The organism is Maribacter sp. R77961 (genome assembly GCF_044594925.1).
In the GTDB taxonomy this organism is placed as follows: domain Bacteria; phylum Bacteroidota; class Bacteroidia; order Flavobacteriales; family Flavobacteriaceae; genus Maribacter.
Map to the genome: position 1 here is coordinate 2,478,401 of NZ_CP138991.1, position 24,282 is coordinate 2,502,682.

Genomic DNA, 24,282 nt, shown 5'->3' on the forward strand with positions numbered 1-24,282 from the left:
AACCTGCATCTACTGTTCGACACAAAAAATGGCATAACTCTTGAAATTAACACTTAAAACACCTAATATAATTAAACACTAATGAAACAAATGAAATATCACATCCTAGCTTATCTATCCCTTATAACGATAGGACTATCGGCACAAAAAAACAAAATGCCTTACAAAGATGCGTCGCTATCTATTGAAGAGCGCGTCGAAGATTTATTACCCAGAATGTCATTGGAAGAGAAAGTTGCGCAAATGCGAATTTTCCATGCCAATATCGGGGTAAAATCCGATGAGAAGGGCAAGATGGAATTATCCGATAGGGTCATTGAAAAATTAAAGTTAGGAATTGCGGGAATCAAGAATCCCGGAGAACATATTTCTCCGCTCGCAGCGGCAAAACTCAATAACGAGTTGCAAAAATACATCATGGAGAGCAATCGGTGGGGTATACCAGCACTGTTTGTGACCGAATCTTATAATGGAGTCGATGCCGCTGGATGCACAAAATTTGGACGACCCATTAATTCGGCAGCAACTTTTAATCCTGAGCTGGTCAATCGTATTTGGGATGTTGTAGGTCGTGAGGCAAGGCTTAGGGGCATGCACATGTGCCACTCTCCAGAGGCAGATTTGGTTCGTGATCCACGTTTTGGCAGAATGTCCGAAGCCTTTGGCGAGGACACCTACCTAACCACGCAGATGGTACTGAATGCCATTAAAGGCGTACAGGGCGATTACGGAGGCTTGGGTAATGGCACCCATATTGGTGCTGTGGCCAAACACTTTGCAGGGTATGGACAGGTATTGGGTGGTTCTAATTTTGCGGCGATTGAGATTTCACCAAGAACGCTAATAGACGAAATTTATCCACCTTTTGAAGCTGCTGTTAAAGAAGCAAGAACACTTGGGGTGATGGCATCGCATGGTGACCTTAACGGGATAGCAAGTCATGGTAATCCTGAGTTGTTAACGGGCGTATTGCGCGACCAATGGGGATTTGATGGCTATGTCGTGTCTGATTCCAATGACATTGCAAGACTGTATTATTTTATGAAAGTAGCCGAAAGTCCAGAAGCTGCAGCTTTAATGGGATTGGTTGCCGGAATCGATATCGATTTGTACGCTGAGGATTCATATGCCTACCTGCCTGAAATGGTAAAGAAAGACCCCTCCATAGAAAAAATGATAGACCGTTCCGTGCGACGTGTGTTGCGGACAAAAATGATTTTAGGGCTTTTTGACAATCCGTTTATCGATGTAAAAAAAGTGGAAAAAGAAGTGCGTTCGGCATCTTCTTTAGCTTTAGCGGAAGAAGCCGATTTGGAGTCCATCATCCTATTGAAAAACGAGGAAAACACCCTTCCTCTAGCCAAAACATCTCAGAAAATAGCTTTATTAGGTCCTCTATTAAACGACGGAACTCAAAAAGCGTTTGAATCTGTAACTGGAAGTCAAGTGACGTATGTGACCGATCAAGGTTTTGAATTGACAGATGGTAACAAAGGCGTGCCCGCTGTATTACCTACCGATGAAAAAGCCTTAGAGCGACTCACCAATCTGGCAAAAGACGCAGATGTTACGATTTTATTTTTAGGTGGAGATGAATTTACGGCCAAAGAAGCTTATTTCAACAACGCTTTGGGCGACCGCGCCACTATTGAGCCTGTTGGGCCACAAGATGAATTGGTCAAACGTATTAAAGCGTTGGGCAAACCCGTAATTATCGTCTTAAAACACCGCAGAACCTTGGCTATAAATGTTATGGCAGAACAAGCCGATGCCATTCTTGATGCCTGGGACTTGAGCGAAATGGGCGACACGGCAATGGCTAGAGTCGTCTTTGGCGAAGTTTCTCCTTCTGGAAAACTACCGGTTACCGTGCCACGTTCCATTGGTCAATTACCATTTCATTACAGCATGAAAGAAATCAATAACAAAAAAGGCTATCTCTTTTTAGAGGACGGCCCATTATATCCCTTCGGATTCGGATTGAGTTATAGTCCGTTTTCTTATGAAGATATTTCCCTTTCAACTACAGAAATAACACCTAGCTCAGAAATTACAGTAAGCGTCAAAGTGACCAACACCGGTAAAATGAAAGCCAAAGAAGTGGTACAACTCTATATAAAAGATGAAATTGGCTCGGTTACCCGACCGGATAAGGAATTGAAAGGCTTTGAAAAAATTATGTTGAATCCTAAAGAGTCAAAAACAGTATCGTTTACCATAACCCCAAAAATGTTGGAGTTTACGGGCTTGACCATGGAGAAAATATTGGAAGCAGGCGATTACACCGTTATGGTAGGTACCTCCTCAAAAGAAGGACTGACCGCACAATTTAGATTGGAAAAATAAACAAGAACATAGAAATCAATACAAACAATATGAAACAAATACATCAATTAGTTAGTAAAAGCGTACTACTGTTTTTCGTAGCATGCCTTGGGCTAAATGCCCAGAACACCATGGATAAAGAAAACATTGAAAAAGCCATGGTAAGTGCAATGGAATGGCAAGAAGCCCATCCTATTTTTGCACTTGCTCCTACCGATTGGACCAATGGCGCCTATTATGTGGGTGTCACCAAAGCACACCAAACGACCAAGAATCCTATATTCTTGGCAGCATTAAAGACCATGGGCTATCGTAATGAATGGAAACCGCTGTACAGAACCTATCACGCCGATGATGTGGCCATTTCGTATGCTTATTTATACGCCAATTCCACTAGAAAAAACTTGGTGGATTTAGGGCCAACAAAAGCATTCTTGGACACCCATTTGTACGAGCCCAACAAATGGAAAGACGGTACCGATAAAAACAAGGAGAAAAAGATATTATGGTGGTGGTGTGATGCCCTCTTTATGGCGCCGCCCGTAATTACGGAATACGCTAAGCAAACTGGGGAACAAAAGTACCTCGATGCCATGCACAAATACTACATGGAAACCTATAACTTGTTATACGATAAAGAAGAACATCTTTTCGCCAGGGATACCCGCTACCAATGGGGTGTAAATGAAAAAGATCTAAAAGAACCCAATGGTAAAAAAATATTTTGGGCACGTGGTAACGGATGGGTTTTAGGCGGACTCGCCCTTGTATTGACCGACCTTCCTGAAGATTATAAGCACCGTGATTTCTACGTTAATCTTTACAAAGAAATGGCGGCAAGAATTAAAGAATTACAGCATGACGACGGACTCTGGAGAACCAGTTTACTTTCACCAGAATCCTGGAACCACGGTGAAGTGAGTGCCAGTGGCTTTTATACTTTCGCCCTAGCTTGGGGTGTCAATAACGGACTTTTAGACAAAGCGGAGTACGGCCCAGCCGTAAAGAAAGCGTGGAACGCCCTGATTGCCTGTCAGCATGAAAACGGCATGGTAGGTTGGGTACAGGACATTGGTGCCGACCCACAACCCGCAACTGCGAATAGCTGGCAGAATTATGGTACAGGAGCTTTTTTGTTGGCCGGTAGTGAATTGTTAAAAATGGACTAGTGCAAAAAACGGTCACCACGTATATGGTATCTTGTTTCATTTTCTGCGTTTTTGTAATAGCAAATGCACAGGTGGACACGACTTTGACCAACCTAAATTATAAAGATTTGGTATTGGTAAAAAAGGCCATTACAAATGAGGATAATCCGTTTGTACCCGCCTATACATCTCTGATAAAACAAGCGAATAAAGCTTTGTTGGAAGGACCGTTTTCGGTACTACAAAAGAAGGGGTTGGCAGCCAGTGGTGACAAACATGATTATTTAAGTTTGGCACCCTATTGGTGGCCAGACCCGGAAAAAGAAGATGGGCTCCCATGGATCCGTAAAGACGGCAAGGTCAACCCGATGACCAAAGGGGATAATGTAGACGATCCCGTTAAGGATAAAATGGTCAATAATGTTAAGGTACTTTCACTGGCCTATTTCTTTTCTGAAAAACAAGCGTATGCAGAAAAGGCCAATGAACTTCTAAAAGTTTGGTTTGTTGATAAGGCTACACGAATGAATCCTAATCTGGACCACGCGCAGGGCATTCCCGGTAAAAATTCGGGAAGGGGTTTTGGTATCATAGAATTCTCGGGGGTTGCACATATTATTACCGCCATAGAAATTTTAGAACACAACAAGGCCATGCCCAAAAATGTAAAAGCGGGTTTAGAAGATTGGTTAAATGAATACACAACATGGCTACAAACCAGTGAATTCGGCATTTTTGAAAAAACAAGGTCTAACAATCATGGTTCGCTCTATGATGCACAACTGGTCTCCTTATTACTTTTTCTGGATAGGAAAGAAGAGGCAAAATCCGTGTTGAACTCTGTTTTTAAGGAACGCATAGCACCACAAATAGAAGCAGATGGCAGCCAACCCCACGAATTAAAACGAACCAAGGGATTAACATACAGCATTTTAAATCTATCCGCCTTGAACCGATTGGCTTTTTATGGCAAAAAAGTGGGGGTAGATATTTGGGACAAACGTTCGGAAGAGGGCGATATGCAAAAAGCCTACGATTTTTTGTTTCCGTATTTGGATGAAAATAACACATGGCCCTATGAACAATTGGGCGACATGGATAAGGCTCTAGAACGATTACGAAGATTATTTGTAAATTCAGGAAGTATGTTGGGGATATCAAAACACTGTACCATTGCGCCTCAACTAAAAGATGTAGAAGACATCCAACAGTTGATGTATCCCTGTATCGCAGAATAAGATAACTATTTAAAAAAGAGTGCCGAAGAATGAAAAAAGATACCACAGAAAAAAACCAAAGAACAACTGGAGTTTCCAGAAGGAAATTTATTCGCAATACCGCCCTTGCTGCGGGTTTAATAAGCATTGTTCCTAGACACGTTTTAGGTAAGGGTTTTATGCCTCCAAGCGACAAAATTAATCTGGGTTATATTGGGTTGGGCAAGCAAGGTGGTATCCTAGCAAATAAATTTTTGAGTAATACAGAAGCGCAAATCGTAGCAGGCGCAGAAGTTTGGACTTCAAAACAAGCATGGTTCAAACAGCTCGTAGAAGGCTATTATGCCGAAAAAAGAAACGTTAGCAACTACAATGGAGTCACTACCTATTTGGAATACGGAGAACTATTGAAACAAACGGATATCGACGCCGTAGTCATCGCTACACCGGACTATTGGCACGCTAAACAAGCGATAGACGCTATGAAGTCAGGCAAAGATGTGTACTGCGAAAAACCAATGACCAACACAATCGATGACGGACGAAAAATGGTAGATGCCAAAGAGAAATATGGCCGTGTCGTTCAAATCGGCAGCATGCAACGGTCTTGGGAAAAATTCAGAAAGGCACAGGAAATCGTAAGCTCAGGAAAACTTGGGGAAATCAAAAAAGTTTTGGTCAATGTGGGCGACCCCTACCGACCTTACGACCTTCCTTTTCAAGAAACTCCCACGGGTGTAGATTGGAATCTGTGGTGCGGTCCTGCGCCATTGATTAGTTATCACGAAACCATCGCTCCAGAAGTGGTAAAAACCTATCCCGCATGGCGCGATTTTAAAGAAACTGGTGGCGGGCGAATAGCAGATTGGGGCACACATATGTTCGATATTGCACAATGGTGCTTGGGAATGGACAAGACCGGCCCCATCTCCTTTATTCCACCAAAAGACCGAAATGCAGTACGAGGACTTCGTATGTTCTATGAAAACGGAATTGAAATGGTGCACGAAGATTTTGGCCGTGGATGGGCCGTACGCTTTATTGGAACCGAAGGAGAATTGGATGTAAGCCGTGGATTTTTGGAAACACGACCGGAAACTATTCTTCTCCCCAATGGAGGAGACCCTAAGGGCATGTTCAAAGACCAAGGCAACCACTACCAAAATTGGTTGGACGCCATTAAAACCAGGCAAGAACCTATTTGTAGCGTAGAAACAGGACACCGCTCCGCAAGCATTTGCAACGTAGCGAATATCGCTTACGAACTAGGGAGGTCCTTGGAATGGAATCCGGTTAAGGAAAAATTCAAAGGGGATTCCGAAGCGAATAAAATGAGGAAACGAAAGAAAAGAAAATACTGAACCAGTATGAAATATCCCTACACCTTTTTTGGAATATTGATGTTGCTGGTCGCTACCAACTGCGGCCAAAAACAAGACCAAAACAAAACTGTTGCTGTAGAAAAAACAGCTATTACCAAATCAGACACCTATTACCACTATAGTATCTGGTGGGCCTTTGTCAATAAAGTGTTCGATGCCGATTTATCCGTTGCGGAATTAAAAACCAAAGGGGATACCGGACTAGGTTCTTTTAATTTACTGGACGGCGAGATGGTGATGGTCGATGGTATTGCCTATCGCGTTCGTGAAGATGGCACCATAAGCGAAGGTGCAGATACAGATAAAATCGTGTATGCCAATGCAGGATTTTTTGAAGAGGATATGCAAACCGAACTAACATCGGAAGATGTTATGGATATAGAACAATTAAAGTCCGGTTTGACAGCTGCGCTACCTTCAACCAATTTCCTTTATGTCTTTAAAATCAAGGGTACTTTTGACTATATGAAATGTGGCGGACTCACCAAACAAGAACCGCCTTTTGAAGAAGGTTTGGATGTTTTGATACCCAACCGACCCGTTTTTGAGGGAAACAATGTCTCAGGAACCATTGTTGGGTTCTATTGTCCTGACTTTATCGGCAATATCAACGTTAAGGGCTTTCACTTTCATTTTATTTCGGACGATAAGAAACTTGGCGGGCATGTAATGGATTTTAAATCTTCAACCACTTTGAACGTAGGTATCGATAAAAAGACCGATTATCATTTTGTACTTCCGGACAATACAGATTTTGAAAACGTAAGCTTGGAAAAGGAATTTCAATACAAAAAAGAAACGCCAGCAACTAACCAATAAAACAAAACCCATGCAGCGATTGGCATTTAAAATGAAACTGAATCCGGGTCAAAAGGAGGCGTATACCAAACGTCATAATGAACTATGGCCAGAGCTTAAAAAATTATTGAAAGATGCGGGAGTCAGTGAATACTCTATATTCATCGATGAAGAAACCAATACGCTTTTTGCCTTTCAAAAAGTTTCAGGTGATGGTGGGTCCCAAGACTTGGCCGAAAACCCCATAGTTCAAAAATGGTGGGCGTTTATGGCGGATATTATGGAGACGAATCCGGATAATTCCCCTGTATCCGAACCTTTGGAAGAAGTTTTTTTTATGGAGTAAAACCAAGCGCATGAAAACATACGGAACTATTTTACTGCTTTGTTCAATTGTTACGCTTACCCTACTGTTTAGTGGTTGCGAGCAAGAATCAAATGAACTGTCCATTTCCGCTCCTCAAGATATACCTCAGGTTGATTTTGCCATTAACGAACTTGAAACTGTACTTACCGCAAATGAAACATGTTTAAAGTCGGTCAATACAGCAACTGCCGACATCACTGTTTCCATAACGGAATCGGAACAGATAGCCGCCGAAGGTTTTGAGCTAATTGTTGCCGATAATAAAATCCGACTGTTTGCAACAGATACCGCAGGCCTTATGTACGGAATCTTAGAGCTGGCCGAGCAGATACAGATTAACGGATTCAAAGGCGTAAAGAACACGCTGCAAAATCCGCACATGCAAATGCGGGGCACCAAATTCAACATCCCTTTAGATGTAAGAACACCAAGTTATTCAGATGCCAGTGAGGTGGCACAACACAATATTCCGGTCATGTGGGAATTCGACTTTTGGACTGCCTACATCGATAATTTGGCCAAACACCGCTACAACTATATTTCGCTTTGGAATTTACATCCCTTTCCGTCTTTGGTCAAGGTGCCAGGCTACGAAGAAATTGCCCTAGACGATGTGTATCGTTCCACAATAGATTGGAAAGAAAATTACCATCTACATGCAACCGATATCGCTACCCCGGAAATCACCGAAAATTTTGAGGTAATCAAAAAATTGGGCATCGAAGAAAAAATAGCATTTTGGCAAAAAGTAATGCGCTATGCCAAGGAGCGTAATATCGATTTTTACTTTATTACTTGGAATATATTTACGAATGGCACCAACGGGCAGTATGGTATTACCGACGACCCCGATAATGAAATTACTAAAGACTATTTTAGAAAAAGCATCAAACAGCTTTTTGTTTCCTATCCTGATTTAAAAGGTATTGGCTTAACCACTGGGGAGAATATGCCGGGAATTGGTTTTGAAGAAAAAGAAACTTGGGCCTTTGATACCTATGCCAAGGCCGTTTTGGAAGTGGCCAAAGAAATGCCCGATAGAAATTTTACCTTTATACACAGGCAGCATCAAACGGGTGCGAAAGCCATTGCAGAGAAATTCAAACCCGTCATAGATGCCAAAAATATTGAATTTTTATACTGCTTTAAATACGCCAAGGCCCACGCTTTAAGTACTACCGAACAACATTACCATCAAAATTTTGTAAAGGACATAGCAGGTATGGAAACGATTTGGGGACTCCGAAATGATGATGCCTATTATTTTCGTTGGGGCGCACCTGACTTTGTAAGGGAATTTATCTCAAATATTCCGTACGAGGTATCGAGAGGTATTTATTATGGTTCGGACCAATGGATATGGGGTCGTGAGTTTCTGACCAAAAACCCGGAGACAAAAAATCAACTTGAAATTGAAAAGCACTGGTACCATTGGATGTTATGGGGTCGTCTGGGCTATAATCCAGAAGTTTCCAACGAGCGATTACAAGGTATTTTGCAAAATAAATTTAAGGATGTCAACTCTAAAGAACTTTTTTCCGCATGGCAAGAAGCCTCTATGGTCTACCCTACTACAACCGCATTTCATTGGGGCGATGTAGATTTCAAATGGTATATAGAAGGAAGCCAAAGTCGACCGGGGCCTGCAAACAACACCACCGGTTTTCATGATGTGAACCGATTTATTACGTTGCCACCGCACCCAAAATCGGGTTTTCAATCTATTCCTGATTATGTGGTTTCTTTACAAACCGATGAGATTTCAAAAGAATTGAATCCATTACAGGTTTCTGAAAAATTACATTCGCACGCAAACAAGGCATTGGCATTTTTGAAAACGGACTTGGCTACCCAAAACAAAGAATTGGAATACACCCTGAACGACATAAAAACAATGGCTTTCATGGGTAAATACTACGCCCATAAGATTGCGGGAGCTACCCACTTGGCGTTGTTTCGGGAAACTAAAAATAAGGAACATCAAAATAGGGCCGTAGAAGAATTGAACCTAGCACTTGATTTCTGGAAAAAGTATACCGCCCAAGCCATGCAACAGAACAAAAATCCATTATGGACCAACCGCGTTGGTTATGTAGATTGGGAGAAAACAACCAAATTGGTAGCTGAGGATATTGAAATAGCGCTAAAATAATTCATTTAAATGCTCAACGGCTGTTTTATGTACTTGGCGTAGGCTTTTAACGTATCGCCACCTGCCACAATGGTTTCTGGAATATCCAAATTTTAAGTTCATAGCTTTTTCTTACCGACAAGTAACATCAAAAATCATACCTAGTTATTACGAATTTAAAGTTCAAAACTTACCCTACAGCACAGGGTGGCATTGACATAACTAATCCTTATTATTGAAAACGTACCGTTAAGGTCTTGCCTTAGCAGGAATCTATAATATCAATTTAAACAGCCTTTTACCATGAAAAGACGCAATTTTGCACAACTATCCTCATTAGCCGGCTTAGGGCTACTATTTCCTATCTACGGGTGTAAAAATAATTCTACTGACCATGGCCAAAAAAGTGAAGTATTTACTCCTTTTGAAAAGCTTTCGGCCGAACTGCTTACCACTTGGTGCGATGCAATGTTGGCAACTCAAATCAACAATCCTGAAAAACCAGAATTGCACGGGGCGCTCTACTGCGATGCCTGCGATAGAATTCATGGCCGCTGTATGGATGCCGTATATCCTTTCCTATACTTGGCCGATACTACCGGAGAAGAGAGCTATTTAACTGCGGCCATCAATGTAATGAAATGGTCTGAAAATGTCTCCAGACCGGATGGTAGCTGGACCGTGATACCCAACCCAAAATCATGGCGGGGTATTACTGTTTTTGGTGCAATTGCTTTAGGTGAAGCGCTGCATCATCATGGTCATGTCCTGCCCAATGAAATTAAAGAAGAATGGACCGAGCGTTTGAAAAAGGCGGCAGATTTTATACATGCCAATTTCACGATAGACTACAGTCACATCAACTATGCATTTACCGCTGTCTATGCCTTAAATTTCTTGGGTAAAATGTTCCAAAACGAGGACTACCTTGCGCATAGCAAACAACTGGCCAGCAAAGTGCCCGAATGGCTTACGGACCCCAACAAACTTATTTTTGGTGAGAACAAACTTTCGCGTACGCCCAGTGCCAAAGGGCTCTTGCCCGTGGACTTGGGATACAATGTAGAAGAAACCTTAAACGGGCTGGTACAGTATGCAGTCATGGAAAAAGATGAAGAATTATTAAAACTCTTGACAGCATCTCTAAACGGACATTTAGAATTCATGCTGCCAGATGGGGCTTGGGACAATAGCTGGGGCACACGGCAGAACAAATGGAGTTATTGGGGCAGTAGAACAACTGATGGATGCCAACCGGGATTTGCGTTAATGGCAGATAGAAACCAAGCTTTTGCAACTGCCGCTTATTTGAATACCGAACTATTGGAACGTTGCACCGTAAATGGGCTTTTGGCAGGTGGTCTACATTATGATTCCCATGGAGTGCTGCCCTGTATTCATCATTCCTTTGCACATGCCAAATCGCTCGCTTTTGTGTTGGATAATCGAGAACAGTTACCTACGATTACAAAGACGGCAAAATTACCAAGACAATTGGCCGATGGCGTAAAACACTTTACCGACCTGGACGTCTGGACCGCTACAAGGGGTAAATTTATGGCTACGGTATCTTCTAACGATGTGGTATTTAAAAAGAAATATTCCCAAACCGCAACAGGTGGTTCTTTGGCTGTATTGTGGCACGATGATATTGGTCCTATTTTCACAGCAAGTATGGCAGAATATATCTTGGCCGAAGTTAACAACCAACAACCACAACCAAATGGTGAAGATATTCCGTTAACCCCAAGACTAGCGGTCACCAAAAATGATACATGGTACAGCAATTTGTTTGATTTAAAGGCTAAGGTCGATTTTACGGATAACGGTGAAATCATAAACTTTAAGGTAGAAACACAACTTACCGATAGAGAAGGAAACATTTTGGAAAATGGAGGGTATGTATTGGAATACTTGATATCCAACACCGAAACGATAATTAAAGCCACTTTACATCCCGATACAGATATAACAAACAATGCAGCTTTAGTACTGCCCCTGATTTCCCCAACAGGAGAAAAAGTAATTCAAGCTGAAGAAAATCACATTAAAATAGAAAAAGAAGGAGCTGTCTTGAACCTCCGTTCCAATGTTCCTTTACTGATTAAAAAAACCAAGAAAGAGCGGGTTTTCAATATGGTTCCGGGAATGGAAGCGGTTCCCGTACAAGCTTTTTTTGAAGTAGGGCAAAAGGAAATCATCTGTACGGTTTCGGTTAGCTAAATCATGGGTGGCTCTAGCATGAAAGTGCATCCAAAGCCCGAAAGTGCAGGACGGTTTAATCTATTCGTATTCGTAGTATTGGTTGGCTGGATTAAAAACTGAAAACATTAGAATTTAATCCAAACCCTACTTTAATCAATTTTAAATCTATTATAAGGACAATTACATGAGTAAACAATACAAAATAGCCGTTGTAAACGGAGATGGGATAGGAGAAGAAATAGTACCGGCCGGGGTTTCCGTATTAAAGGCAGTAGCTGAGAAATATAAGTTTAACTTAGAGACCGAAGACTTTTCTTGGGGAGCTGGACATTACGTAAAACACGGTGAATTTATGCCGAGCGATGGTCTAGAAACCCTGAAGAAATTCGATGCCATATATTTTGGTGCGGTAGGCCTACCGGAAGTTGATGATACATTACCGGCAAGGGACTATACTTTTAAAGTTCGCACAGAACTGGAACAATACGTGAATTATAGACCCGTAAAACTGTTCTCAGGCGTTCAAAGTCCGTTGCGGGATAAAACAGAGAAGGATATCGATTTTGTTATTCTCCGTGAGAATAACGAGGGAGAGTTTGTTCAAAACGGTAAAATCCTATATCCGGACACCCCTAACGGCGTTGCCGTTGACACAAGTATGGTAACCCGTTTAGGTGTGGAACGCATAGCGCATTATGCCTTTAAACTGGCACGCACCAGACGTAAAAAAGTCACTAACGTCACCAAGTCCAATACCTTGATCTACACCTTGGGATTTTGGGACAAAGTCATTCAAGAAGTCGCCGATCAGTATCCAGATGTGGAATATAGCAAAATGTATATCGATAATGCCTCCGCCAGTTTTGTGCTGAAACCAGAGGTTTTTGATGTCATCGTTACTACCAATATGATGGGCGATATCCTGTCCGACCTTGGTGGTGCCATTATGGGCAGCTTAGGTTTGGGCGGCAGTGGGAACATTAATCCAGAAGGAAATTTCCCGTCCATGTTCGAGCCTATCCATGGTTCCGCTCCGGATATTGCCGGACAAAATATTGCTAATCCTATAGGGCAAATTTGGTCCGCCGCAATTATGCTGGAACATCTAGGCGAAAAAGAGGCAGCTCAGGATATTGTGAACGGAATAGAGCACGCTACCGCCCAAGGCAACCTGACCAAGGACTTAAAAGGAAATGCCTCCACCTCTGAGATCGCAGCACGCGTTGTTAATTTTATTAATTCTTAAAAATTGTTGCTTTCTAAAAACAATAAAATCGTTGATCTTACCCACTCCCTTTCCAACAGTATGAAGGGAGTGGATATTGTCCCGGCAAAAACCATCAAAAAAGATGGTTGGAATGCTACTACACTTACGTTGTATTCCCATGTAGGAACACACATGGATGCTCCTATCCATTTTAATGTAAGTGATCAGACCATTGATAAAATTCCGCCTGAACGTTTCATAACTAAGGCATGGGTGGTTCAGCTTAACGACATCCAACCAAGTTCAATGATTACGGTGTCGGATATGGATTCCGTCGCGGAAAAAATTAATAAGGGAGACAGTTTATTACTGCATACGGGTTGGAGCAAAAAACTGAACACCAACGCCTATCGAGACGAATTACCCAGAATTAGCGAGGATCTGGCCCATTGGTTAGGAGAAAAACAGATCGGATTATTGGGCGTGGAACCGCCTTCGGTAGCGGACGTGAATAATTTAGAGGAAGTAACAAAAATCCACACGATTCTAATGAAGAACGATATTATAATTGTGGAAGGACTTACAAATCTGGACCAGTTGACCAAGGACCAGGTTACTTTGATAAGCCTGCCCTTGAAGGTAGAAAACGGGGATGGCACTCCTGCTCGAATTTTAGCCATAGAATAAAACGTATGTCCGATCAAGCTATATTAAAATCAATAACCGAAGGAAATAACCTGAAAGGATATCAAAAAGAAATACAGGACTTTTTAACGCATACCCAAAAAACGATCGTCATATTGGACGATGACCCTACCGGCACGCAAACCGTAAAAAATTTACCCGTAGTAACCCAATGGACCGAAACCGTTATAGAAACAGAACTGCTCAAAAGTCCCATATTTTTTATCCTAACCAATTCTAGAAGTCTTCAGTCAACCGCGGCAGCAGATCTGGCATTGCTTTTAGGGGAACGTTTAAAAAAACTGGCATCAAAACACAAGAAACAACTTTTAGTTATCAGCCGTGGAGATTCTACGCTCCGGGGACATTACCCTGGAGAAGTTGCTGCTTTGACAAAAGGACTGGGACAACCTTCGGCAAAGCACGTTTTAATTCCGGCATTTTTCGAAGGCGGACGCTATACTTATGAAGATGTGCACTATGTTAAGGAAACAAAAGGCTTTGTTCCAGCTGGGGAAACCTCATTTGCCAAGGATAGTACTTTTGGATATACCCAATCCAATCTTAAAAAATATATCCTCGAAAAATACCAGAATAAAATTCAAGAAACCCAGATACAAACCATCTCCCTAGATGATTTAAGAAACACCTCCGTAGCGAACATAAGCAACAAGGTTATGCAAAAAACGCATAGTCATATGATCGTAAATGCTACTTCCCATGCAGATCTGGAAAAATTTGCCCTCGCCGTTTTAAAATCCAAAACATCGCTAACCTATAGAACCGCAGCATCTTTTGTAAATGCCATAATAGGGCAACGGCCTTCTCCCCTGTTGACAAAGAAAGAGATTATAAAGCATACTAAAACTGAAGGAGCATTGGTAGTTATAGGTTCCTATGTTCCAAAAACTACGGCACAACTCAATCATTTAAAAGAACATTACAAGGCCCATTATGTTGAGTTAGATGTGCATGGATTATTAGAAGATGTTACACTTGAAAATACATTGCGCTCCATATCCACCGAGTTGGACACAAATTTAATACAGGGTACGAATGTGGTGTTATCTACCAGTCGTGAACTTAAAAAAGGAAGCTCCAAAGAAGAAAGTCTAGCTATTGTCAACCTTGTATCCAAAGCTTTAACTACCATAGTAGAACATATTCGGGTGCAACCGAGATTTATTCTGGCGAAAGGAGGCATTACCTCTAGCGATATTGCGGTAAAATCCTTAAAAATAAAACGGGCCATGGTACTGGGGCAAGTTCACAAAGGTGTTCCTGTTTGGCAGGCGGACGAACAGGCTCGTTTTCCAAGCTTACCCTACATCGTTTTTCCAGGAAACGTAGGAGATGACAACGCTTTATCAACAGTTTTAAAATCGATGGAATGAAAGAAAAAACCACTTTTCCCAGACGTTATTTTATGGTCGCGGGCACTTTTTTGCTGGCCCTTCTACTTTATGTTGACCGTATCTGTATTTCCGTGGCCAAAGAACCTATTTCAGAGGCCATGGGGCTTAGCGATAAACAAATGGGCTGGGTACTCGCAGCCTTTTCTTTAGGCTATGCTTTTTTCCAAACACCATCCGGAATTTTAGCAGATCGTTTTGGTCCAAGAAAAATCCTCGCAGCTATCGTTTCCATTTGGTCCCTTTTCACCGCATTGACCGGTCTTGCATTCAATTTTGTTTCCCTCCTTACCGTACGTTTTCTATTCGGTGCCGGTGAAGCTGGCGCTTTTCCGGGAATGAGCAGGGCAATTTATAGTTGGATACCCTTAAAGGAAAGAGGCATCGTAACCGGAATCAATTTTTCCGGCTCCCGTTTAGGAGCGGCATTTGCACTACCGGCAGTGGCTTGGATGATCGATAGTTTTGGTTGGCGTACCACCTTCTTTGCCTTAGGTGCCGTTGGTGTACTTTGGGCATTGGCTTGGTTTTTGTTTTTTAGGGATAACCCGGAAGACCATAGTGGAATTTCAGAGAGCGAAAAAGAATTTATTCTGTCTACACGACAAGAAAGGGAGACCGCTATATCCAAAGAAAAAATACATTTCGGCAGTTTATTGAAATCAAAAAACATGTGGTTGGCCATGGGCCAATATTTCTGTAGTAATTTCACCTTCTTTTTTGCCCTAACTTGGTTGTTTCCGCATATTAAAAGCGAATACGGACTTTCTACCGTGGAGGCCGGATTCTATACGGCACTGCCGCTTGTATTCGGTGCTTTCGGAAACTGGTTTTCCGGTTGGCTTATAGATACTATCTTTAAAAAAGGAAAATGGAACAAATCCCGTATTTTCCCTGCATCACTGGGGTTTCTGTTTGCTGCCATTGGTCTCTTCGGAAGTATCTACATGGACAATGCCGTGGGTGCCATCCTATTTCTAAGCTTGGCTATTTTTGGAGCGGATATGACCTTGCCCCCTTCTTGGGCGTTTTGTGTTGATATTGGTAAAAAACATTCCGGTACCGTATCCGGAACCATGAATATGGCAGGAAACATAGGTGCTTTTATTACAGCGCTTTTATTTCCATATTTATTGGCATGGACAGGTTCAACCACACTTTTTTTTATTATTGGTACCTTATTGAACCTTTTGGCCATTGCACTTTGGTATAACATGAAACCAGAGAAACATTTTTCGGAATATTGATACCTTAGCAACCATATGAAAACAATAAAAGGGGTTTGTATCGGTCTTGGTTATTTTAGCAAGTTTCATTTAGAGGCTTGGTTACGCTTAGAGCAAGTAGAAATAACCGCACTTTGTGATACTAACCTTGCACTTGCGGAGCAAACTGCACAACGCTTGGGCATTGCATCGGCGTATTCCGATTATAATGAGATGTTGAACCACGAAAAACCTGATTTTGTGGATATTATCACACCACCGGAGACGCATAAAGAACTATGTACAATAGCTGCTCAAAAAGGCATCGCTATTATTTGTCAAAAACCGTTGGCACCAAGCTTGGAAGCATCCGAGGAAATTGCCACAATGATTTCCCAATATGGGATTCGCATGATGGTACATGAAAATTTTCGTTTTCAGCCTTGGCATAGGGAAATTAAAAAAATATTGGAATCAAAAACCATCGGAGAAGACTTGCATCAAATCCACTGGCATATGCGTATGGGAGACGGTTGGCAGGAAGATGCCTACATGAACCGGCAGCCCTATTTTAGGGAGATGAAAAAGTTGCTCATGTACGAGACAGGGATTCATCTCATTGATGTACTTCGTTTTTTAGGTGGAGAAATCAATAACGTGTTTGCCAAGTTATATCGGTACAATACCAACATTAAAGGAGAGGATGCCGCAATGGTACTGTGCGATTTTAAAAACGGCGGTACGGCAATTATCGACGCCAATAGATACAACGAAAGTAACGCTCAAAATCCAAGATTAACTTTTGGAGCATTACGTATAGAATGCAACAAAGGCAGCATACATCTTCAAGAAGACGCACGCATCGTTATAAAACCGTTAGGTAGGCCAGAACTAGAACACGTATACCGTTTTGAAGATAAAAACTTTTCGGGGGATTGTGTCTACTACACCCAGAAACACTTTATAGAACAATTACATTCTGGAAAACCTTTTGAGAACGATGTATTAGCCTATCTATCAAATATAAAAGTATTGGAAAAAGTGTATGAATCGGCAAAAAAAGGAATACCTAAAACAATAAATTAAACGATGAAAAAGATACCAAGTCCTAATTACTATGTTTTAATTTTCATGGTTTTTTCTTTTGTGTGCACGTCACAATCTAGCGATAATAAGCAATGGAAAACTATTGATACGGAAACATCACCCATAGCTCGTCATGAAAATAGTTTTGTAACCCTTGGTGAAAATTTCTACCTATTAGGAGGAAGAGGCATAAAGCCTATTTCTATGTACAGCACGGAAACCACTGAATGGACAGAAGGTGCCGCTCCACCGATTGAAATCCATCATTTTCAGGGTGTAGCTTACAACGATAAAATATATGTGATCGGTGCCATGACGGGCAAATATCCCTATGAAACTCCATTACCATACATGCTAATTTACAATCCTGAAAAAGACAAATGGGAGGACGGTCCTGAAATACCCGAGGAAAGACGCAGAGGTTCCTGTGGAGTTGTTATCAATGGTGATAGCTTGTACATGGTTAGCGGAATTGTGGACGGACACAACAGCACCCACGTACCGTGGATGGACCGTTATGATTTTAAAACCGGAAAATGGACGGTTTTAGCCGATGCACCAAGGGCAAGAGACCATTTTCAAGCAGCTATAGGTAATGGTAAAATCTATGCCGTAGGGGGAAGAAATTCGTCGTATGCAACTAAACAGACCTTTGAACTCACGGTAGAACAAGTTGATATTTACGATATTGAAACGAACACTTGGAGCACACTGGAAGAAGACGGAAATATTCCTACCCAAAGAGCGGGTACAAGTACCGTTGTTTATGACCACCAACTTATTGTTATTGGGGGCGAAAGTAAAACACAGGAAGTTGCCCATAATCAGGTCGAAGCATTAAACTTGAATACCATGACGTGGACAAAATTTACCCCCTTACAACGAGGAAGGCACGGGACTCAAGCTGTAGTTAAGGATGGGGTCATTTATATTGCCGCGGGATGTGGCAACAGGGGTGGTAGACCCGAATTAGATTCTATGGAAAAAATTTCATTTAAAAATTAATAGGTCTCATAGGTGTACATTTGTAAGCTGGACGGATTGTTCATTATCAATTCCTGACCTAATTTTATAAGCTCACCCGTTTCTAGGTCTCTTCGGTAGATTACTACCTTATCCGAAAACTGATTGGCAACCAAAAGAAATTTTCCAGAAGGATCTATGCAAAAGTTTCTTGGGTGCTTGCCGTAGGTTGGTTCATGGCCAACCAATAGTAACTTACCCGTTTCTTGGTCTATGGAAAATATAGCAATGGAATCCTCTTTCGGGCCCCGGTTAGAGGCGTAGAGAAATTTTCCATCGGGAGAAATATGGATATCGGCAGCTCTATAGATTTCTTGCTTTGTAGCATACGATAGATGCTCTTCCAGAAAACGCAAATCACCATGCGAATATTCATAAACGGTAATTATTCCGTTTAGTTCCGATAGCCCATAACCGAACTTACCATTGGGGTGAAAGGTAAAATGACGCGGGCCACTTCCAGGTTTTACTTTGATGGGTTTCATTTGGGTTAAATCCAGGTTCCCTTTGGCCCAGTTCTTTTCTGTAAACCTTCTGATTTTATCAGCACCCAAATCTTGCCCAAATAAGAATTCACCATCCGGTGAGAAATTTGTGGAATGTAGATGTGCCTCGTCCTGCCTACCTTTTACTATGCTGCTATCCTTAAATATCAGATGTTCCAAAGCAGCGGATAGACTACCATCTGTTTGAATTTCAAACAATGAAATTCCAGCATCGGTATAATTAGAATTTACCAAGTAATTTCCATTAGCATGGATAGCAATATGCACAGGATTACGTCCACCCGCATCTTGTGAATTCAAAAAATCCAGCGTACCGTTCAGGGAATCCACGGCAAATGACGCAATTTTTCCATGAGTAGGTAATTGACTTTCCAATACCGCATAAAGATAGTCACCACTAGGGGCAATTTTTAAAAAAGAAGGGTTAACCAAACTATCCTTTTTAGCTAAGAAATGAAGCTCGCCGGATGCCGTATTCAATTCATAAACATGAATTCCATCACTGGGTTTTCCTTCCGTATAACTACCTACGAACAGGAGCGTTTTAGAAGATTTAGATATACAAGAGCTGCTTAAGACAAGGAGGATCGCTAAAAATTTAAAATAGTGTTTCATAAAAGTTTTATTTCAATTATAATTTTGGAACCTCAACATACTCAACAAATTAATTTAACCAAAGTAAGGGATAACGAACGGGCATATTGCGAACCACTTCGGGGGTCTTAAAATTAACTTTTAACCGACTCCATAAATCAATGTAAGAATCATTTTCCATAGCCAAGCCTCCAAAGATTAAAAAAGGATGCCGTACTGGCCATTCCTCCCAGTACATCACATCTTTAGCATAGGGCCAATTATTTTTATCCTTAACAAAGGGATAAAGAAAAGCAATCCCTTTTTGAAGGCTGTTGTCGTCATTTGTTCGATATGTAAAAGATCTTCCTCTTTTGAAGATAGTGTTTGACATAGAGCCGTCATCACATCCAAATTAAAAAGGGAATATCCATAAGGTTTTGTTCGTTTTAATTCTAAAGGGAATGAACCATTCTGTGCCATTTGCTCCGGTAACAACACGTTCTTGTACATATTTCGAGCATAGTTGGTCTGTTCTTCATTACCCACTAATTCTGAAAACACAGCAACCTGCAACGCCCAGCAAACACTATGATTATTTCCATTATCCCGCTCCGCAATGCCATAAGGGTGTGAAGTCATCCAATCCAAATAGTTAGAAAACCAACTTTTAATCCCTTTTAGTTCTACCTTGCTTAATACACTTGCGCCTTCTATTGCCATGACTGCCTTGGCAACTTCCAGTAGATGTATGGTATCTATAATACCAATTCCCCGGCCCGTAACCCTACCTGTAATTGCTTGAGCGTACAATAGATTTGGGTTCATCATTGTGTCTTCATTTAAAAACCATGCTTTTAAATGAGGAACCAATTTTTCGGCAAAGGCATCATCCCTAGTTACCAAATAAGCAGAACCCAAGGCGCCTGCAATTTGGCTAAAACGAATCATGGCCTCACGGTGTGCCGTAAAATTTTCAGGATTCGTCATCCCATCTTTTCTGATGTATGGACCTTTAGGATTCTTGGGGTCCGGCCACCAATAATCTCCCTCGGAATAAAAATCGTTCCTACCACCTGCACTTCGTTCGCATACGGATGCGCTTACCGTAATAGGTTTTAGGTCAATATATTTTGCTGCGAGTTCCTTGACCCTTTTTTTCTCTTTATCAAAAATATCGTTTTCAAGATTTGTTTGTGAGTGACCAAAGGTCACCATCAAAATCAAGAAACAGCACATACTATTTTTCATACGTTTAATGTACTAAAAATGCCGCGATTGTATTTAAAAATCACGGCATTTAACTAACAACTCAACTCGTACTATTTATTTATAGTCAAATACGTGCCTTTAAAATTCTGGTTCAGCACCATCACCTTTATACCGTTTTGCGTATTATCTGGTTTAAGCTCTATGGATGCTTTGCCATTGGCCATGCCAATAATTTCGCTTCCTGTTGGAGTTCCTTGATTTCTTAAACTTTGACCACCTTCCAAGGTTTGGAAGTAAACTTTATCTTCATAATCTAAGCATCGCAAGCCATTTGCATCGATAGCTACAGCAGTAACCAAATAATTACCATTGCTTAATTTTTTCGCGGAAAGTGTTAATCCTTTTGCACCTTCGTTTTTTGTAAATCGATAGTTTACGGTTAAAGTGTCTGCGACCATGGTTCCGTTATCGTGTTTTGCTTTTGCAATAAGTTCATTACTGCCTTCACTAAAATTTATATCCCATGTAAGGCCTGAAGCAGGAAACTTAGTAATGTCCTTTGTTTTTGCACCTAACGATTTTCCATTATGAAAAAGTGTTACTTCTTTACAGTTACTAAATACATTGATGGTTCTTGCTAAATCCCTAGGTCCTTGCCGTTCTGTCCATGTATGCGATTCTATATAGGCAAAAGGCTCTTTAGCCCAATAGCTTTTAAATACATAGTAGGAATCCTTAGGTTTACCAGCACGATCAACCAAACCCTTTTGATTCATGTAGGGAATATCATTTTCTGGACGCAATGGTGTTCCAAAATCTTTAAAAGCCCATTGCGCATTACCGACAAAAGTGGAATCCGTTTCGGTAATTCTTAAATGCCAGTCAAAAAGATCTACCATGTAATTTTCGCTCCAGTCTCCGATTTGAGCTATGTTAGCCACTTTAGTTTGCACAATGGCCTCTTCCCAACCATCTGAATTAATGACACCTTCACCCGTAATTGGATTCTCTGTGTGCCTACCTACATGACTAGAACCTCCATACTCTGCATGTAAAAAACTTTTGTATTTCGGCTTATACGTATCTAATGCTTTTTGATAGCTTTTGTAGCTTCCAGAATACCAACCAGACCATATGGAAGGTGAAAATACATCTACAATATCGGCACCTTCGTAGTATTTACGAATTGCTGTTTTTCTACTAGGGTCTAGTTCGTGAGCAATAGTGTTGAGCTCGCTTAGAAAAGTATTCATTTTATCGGTATCATCACCTCCTTCAAAATCTGGCAACCAATACATTTCGTTGCCTAATGACCAAATAATTACACTAGGATGATTATAGTTTTGATGAATCATTTCTCTTAACATGTTCTTGGTATTCGTTTGCCATACAGCTTCACCTACTCCTCCACGGCACCAAGGCAATTCATCCCAAACCAGAAGCCCTAGCTCATCACAAGCCTTATAAATTTCTGGGTCTTGAGGATAGTGTGCCAAACGTACAAAGTTGGCTCCCATTTCCTTAATCATTTCCATGTCTTTCCTATGGAGTTCATTACTCATAGCGGCTCCTACTCCCGCATGTTCTTCATGCCTATGGGTACCTCTTAGCAGCACACGCCGACCGTTTAAAAAGAACGGCCCGTTTTCTACAAACTCAAACCAACGAAAACCCACCTTGTCAGATACTTTATCCAGTACATCTTCTCCTTTTTTTAAGTAAACGTCTACGGTATATAAATTGGGAGCATCAATATCCCAAAGCATAGGATCTATAATATCGGTTATGGTAATTGTAGTATCAGAACCATCAAGTTTATTTGTTTTTGAAGTAACCACTTCCCCAGCTACATTTCTTAGTACCACTTCTACATCGTGTCCTATTAGCACTTCTTCGGATACAATGGGTACCACTACTTGTAAAGAAGCTAATTCCTTAGATACATTGGGCGTACTCACTTGAATTTTACCTAAAGATGTCTTAGGTCGTTTCTTTAACCAAACGTCTCTTGTAATACCGCCATAGATAAAGAAATCGCTCTTTTGAGATGGAATAATATCGGGATTATAACCACTATCTACCTTTACAAATATCTCGTTATTTCCTGCCTTTACATGCGGCGTAATATCAATTTCAAAACCAATGTATCCTCCAATATGATGGCCTGCCTCATTTCCGTTTACAAAAACGGTGGTAGTAATATTAGACCCTTCAAAGTAGAGCGAATAATGTACATTTTGAAGTATCTCATTTAAGACAATATCCTTTTTATACCAGCTTACAGCCCTTCTATACCCTGACTCACTATCCGTTACATCTTCGTTGTTCCAAGTATGTGGTAAATTTATTCCTGACCAATTGACCTGTTCTTTCGCAGCGTTTATATCCTGTGAATCGTACTCCAAATAGGACCAGTCATGATTGATATTCTCTGCTGTTCTCGCATAAGGCACCTCTGTTTTATGATTACACCCCAATAGGAGTAAAATAATCAAGAACACACCGTAGTTTATTTTCATTTCAAACCTATTAAAAGTGATAATTATATTAATCTTAAGCAAAACAACCTCAAATTGGCAGGCACAAAAACTACAAACCCAATCATATAAAAATTTAATTACTTCTTTTTCTTAATAAGGCTTCCAAGAAATAATAATCGCCATAAACTATTGGTCCATCCATTTCATCTTTTTTAGGCCAGTTACCCGTACTATGATCTAAAATAAATGGCACATCGATTTCAGCATCCAGAATGTACTCTTCGGTTTGCAAGGTGGTTAAAACCTTATCTGCGTAGGTAAGGTATTTAGGATTTCTATCATAATCGTTGAGCTCATAAAAAGCTGAAGAAACAATGGTTGCAGCAGAAACGTCCCTAACTGCATTTGGGATATCAGGATCATTAAAATCCCAATATGGTATCCCATCATCTCTTAAATTCGGATGATTTAAATAGAATGCAGCACTGGCTTTGGCCTGTTCTAAATATTTTACATTTTTGGTATACCTATAGCACATGGTAAAACCATAAATACCCCAAGCCTGTCCTCTGGCCCAAGATGAGTTAGCATCATAACCCTGATGCGTAACTTTGTCTTTTGTAGTGCCATTAATGGTATCATAAACCACAACGTGGTAACTGCTATTGTCTCCTCTAAAATGATTTTTTAAAGTGGTGTTGGCATGGGAGACAGCAATATTATGATAGGTACTATCTCCTGATATTCTTGTTGCCTCAAAAAGCAGTTCCAAATTCATCATATTATCTACAATAACTGGAAACTCCCAGATATCTTTATTAAAATCCCAAGAACGTAAACTTCCTACTATACTATTATACCTAGTGGACAGGGTTTTTGCACTAGTTAAAATAATATCTTTGTAGTATTGATTTTCCGTTACTTTTAATCCTTCTCCAAAACTACAGAATACTTTAAAACCCATATCGTGGGTACCATTATTATATTTTTCCCGTTCCATATGGGTGGTCCACTCCGCTGCTTTTTCCTTAAACTTTGTATTGCCCGTAAGTTGATACAAATGCCAAAGGTTACCCGGAAAAAAGCCGCTAGTCCAATCCTTGGAGGGTACTTTTTTTATAGTATTTTCAGCAAGCGCGTAACTCCTTGGAAAACCCATGGAATCCACTGGATATGCCAGTAATTTTTGATATCTAATCTGTAATAGGGAATCTACACTTATAGATGCAGTATTCTTATCATCTTTACTATCAGTTTTGCACGCACTAAAAAGCATAACAAAACCAATAGCCAAGACAAGGAAGCTAACTCTATTCATTCA

The 24,282-nt window shown here is 40.8% G+C and carries 18 protein-coding genes; 14 read left to right on the plus strand and 4 right to left on the minus strand.

The features are described 5' to 3' along the window. Positions 1-90 precede the first annotated feature (90 nt). The 14 genes from SJY09_RS10755 (at position 91) to SJY09_RS10820 (ending at position 18,172) form a co-directional block, all read left to right on the plus strand. Entirely contained in the window at positions 91-2,346 is a 2,256-nt protein-coding gene (locus SJY09_RS10755; RefSeq protein WP_396635721.1) for a glycoside hydrolase family 3 N-terminal domain-containing protein, read from the plus strand. A 29-nt stretch (positions 2,347-2,375) separates the two neighbouring features. Further along, positions 2,376-3,494: a glycoside hydrolase family 105 protein gene (locus SJY09_RS10760; RefSeq protein WP_396635722.1), complete on the plus strand. Its 1,119-nt coding sequence runs from the start codon at positions 2,376-2,378 to the stop codon at positions 3,492-3,494. Further along, positions 3,494-4,711, plus strand: a complete 1,218-nt coding sequence (locus tag SJY09_RS10765) for an alginate lyase family protein (RefSeq protein WP_396635723.1) — start codon at positions 3,494-3,496, stop codon at positions 4,709-4,711. The genes SJY09_RS10760 and SJY09_RS10765 overlap by 1 nt, the downstream gene beginning before the upstream one ends. Positions 4,712-4,740: 29 nt before the next feature. Beyond that, positions 4,741-6,051: a Gfo/Idh/MocA family protein gene (locus tag SJY09_RS10770; RefSeq protein ID WP_396635724.1), complete on the plus strand. Its 1,311-nt coding sequence runs from the start codon at positions 4,741-4,743 to the stop codon at positions 6,049-6,051. Between the two features lie 6 nt (positions 6,052-6,057). Next, positions 6,058-6,891 (plus strand): acetolactate decarboxylase, encoded by an 834-nt coding sequence (locus tag SJY09_RS10775; RefSeq protein WP_396635725.1) that lies wholly within the window; start codon positions 6,058-6,060, stop codon positions 6,889-6,891. Positions 6,892-6,901: 10 nt separating this feature from the next. After that, a complete protein-coding gene (gene rhaM, locus SJY09_RS10780; RefSeq protein ID WP_396635726.1) occupies positions 6,902-7,216 on the plus strand; it encodes an L-rhamnose mutarotase in 315 nt (104 codons plus the stop codon). A gap of 10 nt (positions 7,217-7,226) precedes the next feature. After that, positions 7,227-9,389, plus strand: a complete 2,163-nt coding sequence (locus SJY09_RS10785) for a glycoside hydrolase family 20 zincin-like fold domain-containing protein (RefSeq protein ID WP_396635727.1) — start codon at positions 7,227-7,229, stop codon at positions 9,387-9,389. A gap of 282 nt (positions 9,390-9,671) precedes the next feature. After that, on the plus strand, positions 9,672-11,591 hold the full coding sequence (locus SJY09_RS10790) for a hypothetical protein (RefSeq protein WP_396635728.1): 1,920 nt from the start codon (positions 9,672-9,674) through the stop codon (positions 11,589-11,591). Between the two features lie 166 nt (positions 11,592-11,757). Next, entirely contained in the window at positions 11,758-12,819 is a 1,062-nt protein-coding gene (locus SJY09_RS10795; protein WP_396635729.1) for a tartrate dehydrogenase, read from the plus strand. Between the two features lie 6 nt (positions 12,820-12,825). Then, the gene (locus tag SJY09_RS10800) at positions 12,826-13,467 is read left to right on the plus strand and encodes a cyclase family protein (RefSeq protein ID WP_396638621.1); all 642 of its coding nucleotides are present in this window, start codon (positions 12,826-12,828) and stop codon (positions 13,465-13,467) included. 5 nt (positions 13,468-13,472) lie between these two features. Then, positions 13,473-14,858, plus strand: a complete 1,386-nt coding sequence (locus SJY09_RS10805) for a four-carbon acid sugar kinase family protein (protein WP_396635730.1) — start codon at positions 13,473-13,475, stop codon at positions 14,856-14,858. Further along, positions 14,855-16,123 (plus strand): MFS transporter, encoded by a 1,269-nt coding sequence (locus tag SJY09_RS10810; RefSeq protein WP_396635731.1) that lies wholly within the window; start codon positions 14,855-14,857, stop codon positions 16,121-16,123. Before SJY09_RS10805 ends, SJY09_RS10810 begins: the two co-directional genes overlap by 4 nt. A gap of 15 nt (positions 16,124-16,138) precedes the next feature. Next, on the plus strand, positions 16,139-17,167 hold the full coding sequence (locus SJY09_RS10815) for a Gfo/Idh/MocA family protein (RefSeq protein ID WP_396635732.1): 1,029 nt from the start codon (positions 16,139-16,141) through the stop codon (positions 17,165-17,167). A gap of 3 nt (positions 17,168-17,170) precedes the next feature. Next, the gene (locus tag SJY09_RS10820) at positions 17,171-18,172 is read left to right on the plus strand and encodes a Kelch repeat-containing protein (RefSeq protein ID WP_396635733.1); all 1,002 of its coding nucleotides are present in this window, start codon (positions 17,171-17,173) and stop codon (positions 18,170-18,172) included. On the opposite strand, the gene SJY09_RS10825 is transcribed toward SJY09_RS10820, so the two are convergent. The 4 genes from SJY09_RS10825 to SJY09_RS10840 all read right to left on the minus strand — a co-directional run bounded on the left by SJY09_RS10825 (position 18,169) and on the right by SJY09_RS10840 (position 24,279). Then, positions 18,169-19,311, minus strand: coding sequence for a lactonase family protein (locus tag SJY09_RS10825; RefSeq protein WP_396635734.1), 1,143 nt, complete (start codon positions 19,309-19,311; stop codon positions 18,169-18,171). The genes SJY09_RS10820 and SJY09_RS10825 overlap by 4 nt on opposite strands. A 216-nt stretch (positions 19,312-19,527) precedes the next feature. Further along, positions 19,528-20,520 (minus strand): alginate lyase family protein, encoded by a 993-nt coding sequence (locus SJY09_RS10830; RefSeq protein WP_396635735.1) that lies wholly within the window; start codon positions 20,518-20,520, stop codon positions 19,528-19,530. A 71-nt stretch (positions 20,521-20,591) separates the two neighbouring features. Beyond that, complete coding sequence (locus SJY09_RS10835) at positions 20,592-23,000, minus strand: glycoside hydrolase family 2 TIM barrel-domain containing protein (RefSeq protein ID WP_396635736.1); 2,409 nt, start codon at positions 22,998-23,000, stop codon at positions 20,592-20,594. Between the two features lie 94 nt (positions 23,001-23,094). Beyond that, entirely contained in the window at positions 23,095-24,279 is a 1,185-nt protein-coding gene (locus SJY09_RS10840) for a glycoside hydrolase family 88 protein (RefSeq protein WP_396635737.1), read from the minus strand. Positions 24,280-24,282: the final 3 nt, after the last annotated feature.